Source organism: Brevibacillus brevis (assembly GCF_022026395.1).
Taxonomy (GTDB): Bacteria; Bacillota; Bacilli; order Brevibacillales; family Brevibacillaceae; genus Brevibacillus.
On sequence record NZ_CP041767.1, the window covers coordinates 6,018,956 to 6,033,335 of the forward strand.

Sequence of the window (14,380 nt, forward strand, 5' to 3'; positions counted from 1 at the left end):
TACCATGGGTAAAAAACGTATTTTAATCGGTAGTCCCATCCAGCAATTCCCGATCATTTTGGAGGAATTCCTTCTATCCCTCACGGAGCTGACTACCAAAAACGAACTGGTTCATTACATGTTCATTGACGATAACAAAGACCCACTATCCAGTACACTCTTGGCCGATTTCGAGAACGAGAACAAACGAACCGTCATCCTCAAAAACACAGACGATGATACGTATGTCCGAAATGAAATGACCCATTACTGGACGGAACGAAATATTTGGAAAGTAGCGCAAATGAAAGATACGATTATCTCCTATGCGCTCAAAGAGGGTTTCGATTACCTGTTTTTGATCGATTCCGATCTCGTTTTACACCCTCACACCCTGCAACAATTGCTGCAAGCCAATAAAGATATTATCTCCAACATTTACTGGACACGCTGGCAGCCTGATTCGATTGAGCTTCCTCAAGTTTGGCTGATGGATCAATACACGCTGACACGCGAAGGCGCGTCCGAATCAGCGGAGAACCAAAACTTTTTAGAGATGCTGCGTAAGCCGGGGGTGTATGAGGTAGGAGGCCTCGGTGCATGCACGTTAATCCATCGAAAGGTCTTGGAGGCAGGCGTCAATTTTAAACGAATAGCGAACTTGTCTTTCTGGGGAGAAGATCGACATTTTTGCGTTCGGGCTGTAGCTATGGGCTTTTCTTTGCATGTGGATACACACCTTCCTGGGTACCACATCTACCGTCAGTCGGATCTGGCAGGAGTGAGCGCGTATCGCAAAAAAAATGGCATGACAGCGGGGAAAGCAAATCAGATTTCTATCAGCTTATGCATGATCGTTAAAAATGAAGAAGACGCTCTGGAGCGTTGCCTCTCCACCGTTGCGGATCTCGTCGATGAAATCATTATCGTCGACACGGGTTCAACCGACCGCACGAAAGAAATCGCGTCTAACTATGGCTGCACCATTTATGATTTCGAGTGGATTGATGATTTTTCAGCTGCACGCAACTATACATTCAGCAAGGCAACATGCCCTTATATTTTGTGGCTGGATGCAGACGATATCCTTCTGGAAAAAGACCGCCAGCTCTTCCTCGAGTTGAAGTTTACATTGAATTACAGCATCGACAGTGTGACGATGAACTACAACCTTTCTGTAGACAGCAATGGGAATGTGGGATACAGCATTCGCCGCAATCGCCTCGTAAAACGGGACCGCGGTTTTCGCTGGATCGGACCCGTCCATGAGTATTTGGAAGTGAGCGGAAACATCATCAACAGTGACATATCCATCACGCATAACAAGCAAAAGGAATACACGGACCGCAATCTGCAAATCTATCGACGCAGGGATGCCAAAGGGGAAGAATTCTCTCCACGGGACTTATACTATTATGCGAATGAATTACGCGACAATCAGTATTATGAAGAGGCCATTACTTTTTATACGAAGTTCCTGAACACCCAACAAGGCTGGGTAGAGGACAACATTAACGCTTGCTTGAAATTGGCGAGTTGCTATTCCCACCTCTACGAGAGACAAAATGTTCTGTCGTCGCTATATCGTACGTTCAACTACGATCGCCCACGGGCGGAAGCGTGCTGCCAGATTGGAGCCATTCATGTCGAAGATAAAAATTGGCTGCTGGCCATTTTTTGGTATGATCTTGCAACGAAAGTAGAGCGACCGGCTGAAAAGCTCGCACACATCGACCACGTTGCCTGGACCTGGCTACCTCATCTGCAACTCTGCTTATGCTATTCTCAAATCGGGGATAACGAGAAATCACGTCACCACAATGATATTGCTTACTCCTACAACCCCACTCACCCTAGCATTCTCTACAACAAAAGGTATTTTGAGTCTCTGACCTGATTCCCCTCGTGATCATGAAAAAGTTACCCACCCTGTGGGTGAATGTATACATGCCAGAAGCAATGGTGGTCTATTTTTTGATGAGCACGGTGCTTACCAGTAAACACAAAGGTCAATCTGGAAATCAGATTGGCTTTTTTCTGTTTCCATACAGCCAGGCACGCGCACAGATAAATTCTCATAGCATAGTAATAAGTTTTTGAATGTAACAGGAAGGATGAATGCCATGTCTCAAGCCAATATTCCCAATATTACTCCCACCATTACTGTAACGAGAGACGATGCTATCAATCTCCTCCTTACTTCCATCGCCATCGAAGAGCTCAGCCTCGGGCATATAATGAATGCAGAAGCAGAAAAATTGGAATATGCCATTGGTACACTACCAGGCTTGACTGTTCCTGCTTCGGTAAGCGATCTCCTTCTGGTGAATGCAAGCGTTCGCCAAACCTTGCAAGACGTTGCAAAAAAAGAAATGCTCTTGCAATCGAAACTGGAAAACATCCTGTCTGTTCCATCCAGCAGCACAGGTGGCATAACGGGAGCTACGGGCGCGACAGGAGCCACGGGCGTTGGTATTACTGGAGCTACGGGCACGACAGGAGCCACGGGCATTAGTGTGACGGGTGTCACCGGGGCGACAGGTACGACGGGGAATACTGGACCTACGGGTGCCACTGGAGAAACGGGCGCGACTGGGGCCACGGGCGCGACTGGACCTGCTTTCACCACTGAAAACTTCTCAGCCTTCTTATCAACGGTGACCCTTAACGAATCTTCTCAATTAGTTGACTGGTCAACAGCCAGCCCCTATTATGGCAGTCCAAGTTTCAATCCGCTAACTGGCACTTATACAGTACCAGCGACTGGAACTTACGCCATAAAAGCAACCATTAATTATGAAACGACCGCGACCATTACCGATAATTTAGGCCCAGAAATCACCCCTGCATTTGAAGTACAGAGAATCACCCCTACTGCAACAAGTCTCATTATCGGTGACTTCCCAATTCTCAACGTAAACATTGCTCTCGTACTCACATTGAGAGCTATTCTGGGTGCTGGAACCATCACACTCGCAGGTGACGTTCAACTCAATGCAGGTGATACACTCGGTTTGTTCTATGTTGCCAATGGATTGACCATCGACCTCAACTTAGGTGGAGGCGGCGAGGGCATCGTCTGGTCCATTCATCGTCTCACCTAACAAGACCTTGCCTTTATGCAAAAAGCTGACTGCAATCTACCATGCAGTCAGCTTTTTCCTATCCGTTACATTCTCGGCTTACACCTTTTTCACAAATTCCGATTTCAATTTCATTGGACCAAAACCATCGATTTTGCAGTCGATATCATGGTCTCCCTCAACCAAACGAATATTTTTAACTTTTGTCCCGATCTTCACGACCAATGAAGTCCCTTTTACCTTGAGGTCTTTAATGACGGTTACGGTGTCGCCATCGTTCAAGACGTTCCCATTCGCATCCTTGATAACCTTGTTATCTTCACCGTTGTCGCTATCTGCTTGCAAAGTCCACTCATGGCTGCATTCCGGGCATACCAAGGAGCTTCCATCCTCGTACGTGTATTCTGACTGGCATTTTGGGCAATTTGGCAATTGACTCATCTTTGATATAACCTCCATTCGATACTGTCCATTCTACCATAACTAGCCTGAAAATCTGGCCATCTAACCAGTAAGCCCTTCGTCCCGTGCTTTTTTAACGGCCTCTTCGCGATTTTTTACACCCAGTTTTGCATAAATCACTGTGGTGCAATTGCGGACCGTTCCTTCAGAAAGAAAGATTTTCTCCGCGATTGTTTTCATGCGAAGCCCCTCTACTAACGAGGCCAGTATGCCCCTTTCCCGTTCGGTCAACCCATAGGGACACTCGCGCCCTTGCTTTTGGCGAAGTCCAATCAGCTCTTCTTGCTGCAAGCGCATTTCTTTGAAAAGGACATCCGCAATCTTATGGTTAATCAACGCTTCACCCTGATGAACAACTCGTATCGCCTCTACGAGCTCGACCGGACTAACCGATTTTAACAAGTAGCCATTCGCGCCTCTCCCTAGCGTTTCTGCTGCAAGGGCTGTTTCTTCGAAGGTCGTCAACATAATGACACGCATATCCGGCCACCGTTCACGTATCGCTTGTAGTGTCTTCGCCCCGTCCATAACAGGCATTTGAACGTCCAAAAGTACGACGTCGGGCTTTTCCTTTGGAATAATGTCCAGTGCCATCAAGCCGTTCTCTGCGATCCCGACCACCTGCAAATCTTGCTGATTCTGTAAAACGAGCTGCAAGCTTTCCCTCACAATGGGCTGATCATCGACGATCAGGATACGTATGCCTACACTTTGTACAGCCTGCTTAGCTGGCAGACAACAAATGACCGTCACACCTCCTTCGTCCATACAATGGATCGATAATCGTCCCTGAAGAGCTTCCAGCCTTTCCTTCATCGATTGCAAACCAAATCCGAATTCGATCGCCCCATTTCCTTCTCCATTATCTTCGACCTGCAATCGGATCTGGGCTTCTTCAAAGTAAAGTCCCACTTGAATTTGTGATGCTTTTCCGTGTCGCACAGCATTGGTCAGCGTCTCTTGCAAGCAGCGGTACAAAGTCAGCTTCATGGACCGGCTCAATGCATACTCAGCGCCGTACATACGCAGCTTGACGGACACCCCTGTAGCCTCTTGAAATTGCTCGATCAGTTCAACGAAGGCGGACTCCATGGTCGTAGTAGATTCATAGCCATTCTGAGCCCACTTGTGGAAAATCCCTCTGGACTCGTCCAAACCTTGTCGGGCCATCTGCAAAAGCATATCCAGCCGACTAGCCTCCGCATCTGGTATTTTAGACCGAAGCATCTCCATCCCCATAATGAGTGATGTCATCGTGTGTCCGATCGTATCATGCAGCTCTCTGGACATTTTGTTCCGTTCTTCCAGCAGCGTGATTTCCTCCACTTGGGAGGTGTATTGCTCCAAGATTTGGTTCTGGTGTTGAATAATCAGGCCTTGCTTGTGCATACGGCTAAGCAATTGAAAGGCAAAACCAAGTGCATATGCCGCGAAATGATACACAATTAGATCGCTTACGGCTATAGGCTCGAAATCAAACCCAATTGCCTCGCCCACAAGAAACGGAATCGCCAAAATCGCCAATGGTCCCGTCCAGCGATAAGATCGTTCCACACTGTGATATCCGATGAGAAAAGCGATGGGGATGAACTGCCATCTTACTCCTTCAAAAAAGAAGTTCAAGGCAATACACAAGCTTCCACTCACTATAATCTCAGCGAACAAATATAGGTTACGAGAGTATCGACGCAAACAACTGGGGACGACAAGCACGAAGAACAAAACGATCAATGTCATCACTATCGGATAGGGCAATTGATCGTGATGGCGGACAAAGCCGAGAATAATCGTCAATCCCCACATAAAGTGGATGATGAAGATCATCCAGTCGACCCATAACCATCGTTTAACAAATGCAAGCAATTGGCACACCTCATCTACACCCAAACTTTCTCTCCATTATATTCTCAGATGACGCCCAGCTACTATCACGATAAACAATGACATTCCGTTACTTCTCACCGTGACACTCATCCCCCTATACTCATCCCTGTCGCTGGCTTACAACAATTGACGGACGCAAAACGCGAAAGGTGATGAACATGACATTATTAGCTCTACGAAATTGGTTTGCCGTTCTGCTCGTATCCTGCCTCATGCTGATACAGCCCCTATCTGTGGTCAATGCTCGCTCCCCTCTTACCGCTCTTTCCATCGAACAAGTAGTTGATCCCGTCATGAAAAATGAAATGAACAACTTGCATATCCCGGGCGCAGCCATTGTCATTACCCAGGGAGATCGCATCATTTTTGAAAAAGGCTATGGTTTTGCCGACGTCGAACAGCAAATCCCCGTTGATCCTGAGCGTACGGTGTTTCGAATCGGTTCCGTGACCAAGTCGTTTACTGCTACTGCAGCGATGCAGCTCGTGGAAAAAGGCAAGCTTTCCTTACGTGAAGATTTGAATACCGTCCTAAAAGACTACAAAATTACCAATAATCGTTACGGCCCGATCACACTCCACCACCTGCTCACACATACAGCTGGCATAGATGAAAAGATTTATAAAAGAGATAACCGCCAGAGTGTGATACCGGAATTCTCGACCGAAACCGTAAATGAAACGCTTCAGATGCAAGAGACGATTTTCACGCCAGGCAGCAAATTTCAATACAGCAATGCGGGCACCGGATTGTTAGGAAGTGTAGTCGAACAAGCTTCCGGTCAATCTTTGCATGACTATATGCGGGAGAATATCTTCCGCCCGCTAGGTATGGATTCCGCCGAATTGTATCTCCCAGAGGACAGGAGCAAGCTGGCTAAAAGCTATTATTACGACGGAAACGGCTATCAAACGATTCCTTACTCGGGGATTATTTTCCCAGGGAGTGGTGCCGCTAATATGACACCAGTCGACTTCGCCCCCTATATGATCTCCCATCTTTCTGGCGGCAGCTATAACGGCACATCTCTGCTCAAACCAGAAACTGTCCAGCTTATGCATGCCCAGCAATTCGCGGCTCATAAGCGCATGTATGGGATCGGCTACGGCTTTTTTAAAGGAGAGACGAAAAACGGCATTCCTACCCTATGGGCAAACGGTGGGATTGATGGCTTTATCTCGAAAATGGTGCTGCTTCCCTCAGAATCAATCGGCATCTTCGTTACGGTGAACGCCACGCATCCGGGCTTGGAGCTGCACAGCAATGTCGTGAACGCGTTTGCCGACAAGCTACTGACAGAGCAAGTCCGAAAGCCCCTAACTCCTGTTGATGGCACCATAGACGAAATGAAAAAGCTGGAGGGTCAGTATCTACTTACCCTGACGCCCGAGAATGGCTGGGGCAAAGGGCTTCGTCTGCTCAGTAGCTACCCTTACACAGTGAAGGCATTGGATGGGCAGACAATATCCGTAACTGGTTTATTCCAGAATGAAGGACAGCAATCCCTTGAGAAAAAGTTTGTGCAAGTAGACGAGCATTTCTTTCAAGAGATCGACGGTGAGGAACAGCTATATTTTCACGAGGAACAAGGGAAATTTTATATGACAGGACCGATGAACTTTTCGCTCCCTCGTATCTCCTTCATCGAAAGTCCACCTGTTCTCTTGGCTCTGTATGTGATTCCTGGAACCATGTTCATCCTTCTTTCGCTCGTCTGGATCGCTCGTTTCGGGCTACGCAAATGGCGCAAACAATCGCACGCTATTTCGAAGATCGTTCCGATTATGGCTCTGCTTCATAGCTTGTTTTTTATCATCCAATTCACCTATGCAAACGCAGAGCTTGTCTATGGCTACCCGGCATTCTACCAAGTCGTTGTCGCATCCCTGCCGATTGTTTCGTTGGCCGCCGCTGCTTATTTGCTCCTGCGAATTGGAACAGCCAAGGAACGGGATCGCTGGAAGGTAGCGAATAGCGCAGCAGCGTTACTCTCCATCCTGTATACTGGCTATTTATTTTACTGGAACTTTCTTTCGATTCATTACTCATAGGACTCCGAGGCCGCAACTGAGTTTTACAGTTGGGGCCTTTTTTGAAGCATAATGTTTGATCCAAAGAACTACCATTAAACAAAGCCGCATAAGGAGGAACGAACCATGAGTACTTCAAGCTTAACAATCGGGATTATTCTGGGCAGCTCTCGCCCAGGCCGAGTCAGTCCCCAAGTAGGTGCGTGGCTCAAAGGAGTTGCCGATCAACGAGGAGATGCAGCGTATGAAATCGTTGATATTGCGGACTTTCACTTACCGTTCTTTGGCGATCCAAGTGGTGAGCAACAAGTAGCCGCATGGGCGGCAAAGCTATCCAGCCTAGATGGATTTGTATTCGTTACCGCCGAATACAACCACAGCATCACAGGGGTATTAAAAAACGCACTCGACCTCGCCCGCAAGGAATGGTACAACAAGGCGGCTGGTATCGTCAGCTACGGTTCATCAGGCGGAACTCGTGCAGCTGAGCACTTACGGGGAATCCTGGGAGAATTACAGGTTGCCGACGTCCGTACACAACCTGCCTTCAATCTTTTTAAGGATTTTGAAAATTACACTGTTTTTAAACCATCGGAATTGCACACCCCACATGTAAACGACATGTTAAATCAAGTGATTAGTTGGTCAATAGCATTAAAATCGGTTCGGGACTAATAAGAAAACCTCTATCGAGGCCTTTTCAAGGAGGAGCGACCGCGTTTTAGCGGAAAGTTTCCATGCGCTCCAGAATTTATTTTATAAATTCCTATACGACAGAAAAATGACTAGCAGCGATTTCTGCTAGTCATTTCTTTTTCGTTCCTCACTCATATCGCAACGCGTCAATCGGATTGAGCCTCGCCGCCTTATGAGCCGGATAGAGCCCAAAGAAAATACCGATGGCACTGGAAAACCCAAAAGCGATTACGATACTTTCCCACGATAATAACGGCGGCACATCGACATATTGCGAGGCAAACATGGCTGTCCCGATGCCGAGCAGCACGCCAATCGTTCCACCAATCAGGCAGACGATCATCGACTCGATCAAAAACTGCAGCATAATATCTCCGTAACGCGCCCCTAACGCTTTGCGAATGCCGATTTCCCGCGTCCGCTCCGTGACGGATACGAGCATGATGTTCATGACGCCAATCCCACCGACAAACAGCGCAATCCCGGCTGCGACACTAAAAATCGTGGTGAGCGTACCGGAAAAGGAATCCATCTCCCCCAGTGCGTTCTCGATACTATCGATTTGGTAATAGTTTTCGCGATCGTGCCTGCGGTTTAAGTATTTCTCTGTCTGCCTCTTGGCTGCTTCCATTGTTTCCTTCGACTTGGCTTTTACGGTTATCGTTTGAACGTATTTGAGCCCGTCCATATTGTGCAGAAAGGTAATCGGCACATAGGCACCCTCGGATCGACCAGCGTCAATCATCAGCTTGGCTTCCCTTACCACGCCAATAACGATGACTGATGCTGTTTGGTAAGTCAAACGCTTGCCAATCGGGTCTTCACGTCCGAAAAGCCCTGCCGCTAGCTTTTCGGTTAAAACGATAACCGGCTTCCCCTCTCTTACTTCCTTCGCAGTAAAATATCTGCCTGCAACAATTTTCAAGTTGGGTTGAACCTTTAACAGATCCTCATTTGTTCCTTGTATATATGCGTCCTTCCCCTTTTTCGGGCCTCGAATCGTTCCAAAAAGATCTAAGAACGGCACGGCCTCTTCAATGTAGGGCGATTGTTGGGGAAGTGCATAAGCATCCTCCACTGTCAAATCAGTAATCTTACTTCCTTGGCCCCACCAAATAGTAACACTGAAATTAGTAGCACCCAGCTTCTCCAACTGATCGGTATAGGCCTGCTGACTGCCGTTTCCTAGTGTAATCACAGCAATAACAGACATGATTCCGATGATGATCCCAGACATCGTCAAGGTAGCTCGGAGCTTATTTGTCCCAATCCCTTCCAGAGCCGTACGAAAGCTTTCGAGTAAATTCACGTGAGGATCACCTCCTCGGACGGAGTAGCAAACAAACGATTCTCCACTCGCTCATCTCGGATGATATGACCATCTCGAAACGTAATGACGCGCTCGGCATGCTGAGCGATATCCGCCTCGTGCGTGACGAGCAGAATCGTTACCCCTTGCGCATGCAACTCCTGAAAAATCGCCATGATCTCAATGCTGGAACGACTGTCCAGATTCCCTGTCGGCTCGTCAGCAAGTAAAATCGCAGGCTGGTTGACCAAAGCTCTGGCAATGGCTACCCGCTGTCTTTGACCACCGGACAGCTGCGTTGGTTTATGATCCATCCGCTGGGCAAGTCCGACACGCTGCAACGCCGCTTTCGCTCTTTTTTTGCGCTCTGTCATGCCGACGCCCGCATACATCATCGGCAACTCTACGTTTCGCAGCGAAGTAGCACGTGGCAACAGATGAAACGATTGAAAGACAAAACCGATTTTTTGATTGCGTACCTGCGCCAGCCCACTATCCTTCAACTTCGTAACATCAATCCCATCCAAGACATACGTGCCCGTGGTTGGCCGATCCAGACAACCCAGCATGTTCATAAACGTCGATTTTCCGGAACCAGAAGGTCCCACGATCGCCACGAATTCACCTTGAGCCACGTGGATATTGATATTTTGCAAAGCGAACAGCTCCAGCTCATCCGTCTTGTACTGTTTGGTTAACCCCTCAATGTTCAGCATATGCATCCTCCTTTACTCCGCAAACTCTTCGGGAGATGCTTGGAAGATCACTTCATTTTCTTGCAAGGTTTCCGGTGGATTCGCTACCAATTCTTCACTGCCATCCAATCCGCTTTCAATTTGGATAAACAATTCACTTTCAATTCCAGTCGTCACTTTTTTCTTCTTGGCCTTGCCATTTTCCGCTACCCAGACAAAAGAAGATCCATCTTGATCCGTCACGACTGCCTCAATGGGGACTTGCATGGCGTTTGCTGCTTTTTGCAGGACGATGTTCACATCCACGTGAAAACCTGGCTTCAAATACTCCCTCGTCTCATTTAGATGGACAGCGACCGGCACTCCCGTACTCTCTCCACCCGGCTCTTTGCTGGTTACAGCCATAGGGGATATGCGCGACACCTTACCTTGCAACTGTTCTCCGCCTAAGGAAATGCCTGAGACCACCGCATCCTGTCCGATTTTGATTTTACGCAAGTCAGTTTCTCCGACTGCTGCTTCGACCATAACATCATTGGTATCTCCAACCGTGAGAATTTCCTCGCCTTTACTTAGGTACTTCCCTTGTTTCACCTTCATGGAGAGCACCGTCCCGTCAATCGGAGACACGATACTGCTTTGCACACGTTGCTTTTCATATTTTGCTTTTTCCAAATTCAGCTTTTGAATTTGTGCCTCGTAGGAGCGAATCTCTGCCTTGTCTGGCCCTTTTTGCTTCAAAAGTAAGTCTTGCTTCGCGACCTTTACTCTTGATTCCGCGGTCTGTAGCTTTTGCTTCGCCTCCTCTACAGCCTGTTGGGTAGACACGCCTGCGGTAAACAGCGATTGCGTTCGCTGGTAATCTTTTAATGCCGTTTGGTATTCCCGTTCATGCTGGGAAAGCTGCTCCTGCATTTTCGTGACTTCCTCGGGTTCCACACCTTTGGAGAGCCTTGCGATATTCGCTTCCTGAATGGTGATTTGCGCCTCGATATCCATGATTTCATTGCTGACATCGGACATGTCGATATTGCCGATCACCTGTCCTTTCGTTACTTTGTCTCCCTCCTTGATGGAGAAATTCCGCAGTTCGCCTGCATAGTTGGCGAACAATGTATGTTCATTTCGTACTTTGACCATTCCCGACGTCAAAATCGTACTTTCCAAGTCGGCCGTTACCACCGTTGATAACGTGACAGGAACGCCACTCTTCTTTTCGCCCGAAGAAGCCGCATAGCCGCCAAGCCCAGCGGCAAGTACGCCTACCCCCAGCCAGATCCACAAACGTTTTTTCATATTCCTTACCTCCCCAAAAACTTTAAACCCCGACCATTCTTAGCCAATCAAAAAACCCCACTTTTTCTATTAGGTTCCACCCTGGCTCGTCACCCGATCAGGATAAGGAAAACTTTTAAAAGAAAAAGTGGGGTAATCCTTAAATTTTTTTAAAGTGAGGGAGTCTGTTCGTAAGGTAAGCGTATTTCAAAAACGGTGCGGATCAAATTGCTCTGCGCAGAAATCGTCCCTTCGTGGCGCTCGACGATATTTTTGGCGATAAATAGCCCGAGACCTGTACTTCCGTTTTGATGGCTTCGGGCCTTGTCACCTGTATAAAACACCTCGAAAAGATGCGGCAGATCTTCCGGGGGAATCTCGTGACCATAATTGATAATCTGCACAACGACCTCGTCACCCGCAAGAAAACCGTTGATATCAACAAACTGACCATCGTGCCCGTAACGGATGGCATTTGTCATGATGTTCTCGAAAACGCGTGCCAAGAGCTCGCCATCCCCGCAAACCGTCAATCGTGAGGCCACATTCATTCTCGTTTCCAACTGATTTTTCTCCAAGGAAGGATATAGCTCTTCGTTTAACTGCATGAGCAGTTCACTCAGGTCAATCAGGTTCTGTTGGATGGTGAGCATGCCGTAGTTCATTCTCGTAATTTCGAAGAGCTCATCAATCAGCTTTTCCAAACGCTGCGACTTGGTAAAAGCAATATTCGTGTAATGTCGGGCTTGTTCCACCGTTAACTGCTCGTTCCGCAAAATGATGTCCAAATACCCTAAAACAGAAGTCAGTGGCGTCCGCAGGTCATGCGCCAGGTTTAAAACCAACTGATCCTTGCTGCTTTCGGCAAAATCTCCTCTTTGTACGGCTTCCTGCAATTTTTCACCCGCCAGATTGATGTCCTTGGCAATATCTCCAAATTCATCGTTTGACGGTATTTGAACATGATGGGTAAAGTCGCCGTTTGCAAGATGATGAATTCCTCTTGAAATCTCCTGAAAGTAGACGGCATAGCGTTTGGTTAGCAAGAAGAAAAACAGTATGGCGAGTGGAACAAAAATAATCAGAAAGAAGTAAATGTCCCCTATTTCTCGCATAAAATGACGAATCGGCGCTAAAATGCTTTCCATTTTCACCTGTGATCGATAGTAAAACTGTAGCGCTTTAAAGATCACATAGGTAACCGAACCAGATAGAAGCAAACTTATGCCCAATAGCTTGACCATTTGGAACCGAAAGCTTCGTATCATGCTATCCATGGAATGAATACCCGACGCCCCAGACCGTTTTGATCCACTTGTTTTTGGTTTTTTCTTCTCCCAGCTTCTTTCGCAAGGTGCGAATGTGCACCATGACTGTATTGCAGCCTTCATAGTACGCTTCGCCCCACACCTGCTGGAAAATATTATCCGCGCTAAACACCTTCTTTGGATAGCTGGCCAGCAGGTAGAGAATATCAAACTCTTTTGGCGTTAACTCAATCGTTTCTCCGTACAGGCTCACGGTTCGCTGCTCTGGATAAATGATAAGTCCACCTGCCTCTACCACCTTGTTACTCGCTACTGCTACTGCCGGTTGGTTCAGCTGCTTAAAGCGTCGCAGCTGGGCATTCACACGAGCGACCAATTCCATTGGGTTGAATGGCTTGGTCATATAATCATCTGCGCCCATCACCAATCCCGAAATTTTATCCAGATCAGACGTCTTGGCACTCAAAAAGATAATCGGCATATTGTGCTGTTCGCGAATGAGACGGGTGACCTCATAGCCATCCAGCCCAGGCATCATAATATCGAGAATCGCCAAATCAATCGAATGCGTCTGCACAGCTTGGAGGGCTTCCTTTCCATCCGCTGCAATAATTGTGTGGTAACCTTCTTTTTTCACATGCAAGGCAACGAGCTCCGCAATCTCCGCTTCATCGTCGGCGATCAATATGGTGACATGCTTCATCGTTTTTCCCATCCCTTGTATACATTTCCTACCATTATAGCAGGTATAAAAAGTCTTTTCTGTTATCTAACCATGATATCATTCATACAATTATGGATAATAATTACTTTCGGTTTGTTTTGACTTTGCAGACTTTTCTATATTAATATATTCATGTCCATATCATATCTAATATAAATATACTTGGGGGTAATTTATGAGAAAACTAATGCTTGCTGTGGTTTCTGGTTTGTTGGCACTTACGGTAAGTGCGTGTGGCACTGGCACAGATCAGGCTGCCTCAACATCTGGGCAATCCGGTGCAAAAAAGTACGTGTTTGGTACAGATGCAACATACCCTCCCTTTGAATTTGAAAAAGACGGAAAATACGTGGGAATTGACATCGATCTGATCAATGCGATCGCTAAAGAAGAAGGCTTTGAGGTAGAAATTAAGCCGATGGACTTCAAAGGAATCATTCCAGCTGTTCAAGCGAAGCAATTGGACGGTGCCATTGCGGGGATCAGCATCAATGATAAGCGCAAAGAAATTTTGGATTTCTCTGAACCTTACTATCAAGCAGGTCTTTCCCTGGTCGTACGTGAGGACAACACAACGATCAATGGAGAGGCAGATTTGGCTGGCAAAACGATTGCGATCAAAAAAGGCACGACTGGCGCGACCTTTGCTGATGAGCTCGGTAAAAAGTACGGAGCGACTGTCAAATACTTCGACGATAGCCCTTCCATGTTCCAAGAGGTTCAAAACGGCAACGCAGATGTAACCATCGAGGACTATCCGGTCATCTCTTATAAAATTACGGTAGACCCTGCTTCCAAGCTGAAAATTGTAGGTGATCGTCTCAATGGTGACCACTACGGCATCGCGGTTTTAAAAGGGAACAAAGAGCTGCAGGACAAACTCAACTCCGGTCTGAAGAAGCTGAAAGAGAACGGGAAATACGACGAAATCATCAACACATACTTGAGCACGAAAAAGTAAAAGGCGCAAGACGC

General features: G+C 47.2%; 12 protein-coding genes. 5 read left to right on the forward strand and 7 right to left on the reverse strand.

Annotation, left to right across the window (positions count from 1 at the left end; genetic code table 11):
- Window positions 1–4: 4 nt before the first annotated feature.
- Window positions 5–1,876 (forward strand): glycosyltransferase, encoded by a 1,872-nt coding sequence (locus tag FO446_RS28245; protein WP_237899658.1) that lies wholly within the window; start codon window positions 5–7, stop codon window positions 1,874–1,876.
- A 226-nt stretch (window positions 1,877–2,102) separates the two neighbouring features.
- The gene (locus tag FO446_RS28250; RefSeq protein ID WP_237899660.1) at window positions 2,103–3,083 is read left to right on the forward strand and encodes an alpha-helical endospore appendage domain-containing protein; all 981 of its coding nucleotides are present in this window, start codon (window positions 2,103–2,105) and stop codon (window positions 3,081–3,083) included.
- A gap of 78 nt (window positions 3,084–3,161) precedes the next feature.
- Here the strand turns inward: FO446_RS28250 and FO446_RS28255 are convergent, their stop codons facing one another.
- Window positions 3,162–3,503, reverse strand: a complete 342-nt coding sequence (locus tag FO446_RS28255) for a zinc ribbon domain-containing protein YjdM (RefSeq protein WP_173611731.1) — start codon at window positions 3,501–3,503, stop codon at window positions 3,162–3,164.
- Window positions 3,504–3,566: 63 nt separating this feature from the next.
- Window positions 3,567–5,411, reverse strand: coding sequence for a helix-turn-helix transcriptional regulator (locus FO446_RS28260; protein WP_237899662.1), 1,845 nt, complete (start codon window positions 5,409–5,411; stop codon window positions 3,567–3,569).
- Window positions 5,412–5,566: 155 nt separating this feature from the next.
- Between FO446_RS28260 and FO446_RS28265 the strand changes: the two genes are divergently transcribed.
- Both FO446_RS28265 and FO446_RS28270 read left to right on the forward strand, forming a co-directional pair.
- On the forward strand, window positions 5,567–7,459 hold the full coding sequence (locus FO446_RS28265; protein ID WP_237899664.1) for a serine hydrolase domain-containing protein: 1,893 nt from the start codon (window positions 5,567–5,569) through the stop codon (window positions 7,457–7,459).
- A gap of 105 nt (window positions 7,460–7,564) precedes the next feature.
- Entirely contained in the window at window positions 7,565–8,113 is a 549-nt protein-coding gene (locus FO446_RS28270) for an NADPH-dependent FMN reductase (RefSeq protein WP_237899665.1), read from the forward strand.
- A 148-nt stretch (window positions 8,114–8,261) separates the two neighbouring features.
- Here the strand turns inward: FO446_RS28270 and FO446_RS28275 are convergent, their stop codons facing one another.
- The 5 genes from FO446_RS28275 to FO446_RS28295 form a co-directional block, all read right to left on the reverse strand.
- The gene (locus tag FO446_RS28275) at window positions 8,262–9,443 is read right to left on the reverse strand and encodes an ABC transporter permease (RefSeq protein ID WP_237899667.1); all 1,182 of its coding nucleotides are present in this window, start codon (window positions 9,441–9,443) and stop codon (window positions 8,262–8,264) included.
- Window positions 9,440–10,159, reverse strand: a complete 720-nt coding sequence (locus FO446_RS28280; RefSeq protein ID WP_237899669.1) for an ABC transporter ATP-binding protein — start codon at window positions 10,157–10,159, stop codon at window positions 9,440–9,442. The genes FO446_RS28275 and FO446_RS28280 overlap by 4 nt, the downstream gene beginning before the upstream one ends.
- Window positions 10,160–10,171: 12 nt before the next feature.
- Window positions 10,172–11,434: an efflux RND transporter periplasmic adaptor subunit gene (locus FO446_RS28285; protein ID WP_173611725.1), complete on the reverse strand. Its 1,263-nt coding sequence runs from the start codon at window positions 11,432–11,434 to the stop codon at window positions 10,172–10,174.
- Window positions 11,435–11,583: 149 nt separating this feature from the next.
- Window positions 11,584–12,690 carry a sensor histidine kinase gene (locus FO446_RS28290; RefSeq protein WP_237899671.1) on the reverse strand — a complete coding sequence of 369 codons (1,107 nt, stop codon included), beginning with the start codon at window positions 12,688–12,690 and terminating at the stop codon, window positions 11,584–11,586.
- Window positions 12,683–13,384: a response regulator transcription factor gene (locus tag FO446_RS28295; RefSeq protein WP_173611723.1), complete on the reverse strand. Its 702-nt coding sequence runs from the start codon at window positions 13,382–13,384 to the stop codon at window positions 12,683–12,685. The genes FO446_RS28290 and FO446_RS28295 overlap by 8 nt, the downstream gene beginning before the upstream one ends.
- Window positions 13,385–13,580: 196 nt before the next feature.
- On the opposite strand from FO446_RS28295, the gene FO446_RS28300 reads away from it, so the two are divergent.
- Window positions 13,581–14,366, forward strand: a complete 786-nt coding sequence (locus FO446_RS28300) for a transporter substrate-binding domain-containing protein (protein WP_173611722.1) — start codon at window positions 13,581–13,583, stop codon at window positions 14,364–14,366.
- The last annotated feature ends 14 nt before the right edge of the window (window positions 14,367–14,380 follow it).

Excerpts from the sequence above, each read along its gene's own strand:
- FO446_RS28270 (WP_237899665.1), top strand. The coding sequence starts at position 7,565 with ATGAGTACTTCAAGCTTAACAATCGGGATTATTCTGGGCAGCTCTCGC.
- FO446_RS28250 (WP_237899660.1), top strand. The coding sequence starts at position 2,103 with ATGTCTCAAGCCAATATTCCCAATATTACTCCCACCATTACTGTAACG.
- FO446_RS28290 (WP_237899671.1), bottom strand. The coding sequence starts at position 12,690 with ATGGATAGCATGATACGAAGCTTTCGGTTCCAAATGGTCAAGCTATTG.
- FO446_RS28295 (WP_173611723.1), bottom strand. The coding sequence starts at position 13,384 with ATGAAGCATGTCACCATATTGATCGCCGACGATGAAGCGGAGATTGCG.
- FO446_RS28255 (WP_173611731.1), bottom strand. The coding sequence starts at position 3,503 with ATGAGTCAATTGCCAAATTGCCCAAAATGCCAGTCAGAATACACGTAC.
- FO446_RS28280 (WP_237899669.1), bottom strand. The coding sequence starts at position 10,159 with ATGCTGAACATTGAGGGGTTAACCAAACAGTACAAGACGGATGAGCTG.
- FO446_RS28245 (WP_237899658.1), top strand. The coding sequence starts at position 5 with ATGGGTAAAAAACGTATTTTAATCGGTAGTCCCATCCAGCAATTCCCG.
- FO446_RS28285 (WP_173611725.1), bottom strand. The coding sequence starts at position 11,434 with ATGAAAAAACGTTTGTGGATCTGGCTGGGGGTAGGCGTACTTGCCGCT.
- FO446_RS28265 (WP_237899664.1), top strand. The coding sequence starts at position 5,567 with ATGACATTATTAGCTCTACGAAATTGGTTTGCCGTTCTGCTCGTATCC.
- FO446_RS28300 (WP_173611722.1), top strand. The coding sequence starts at position 13,581 with ATGAGAAAACTAATGCTTGCTGTGGTTTCTGGTTTGTTGGCACTTACG.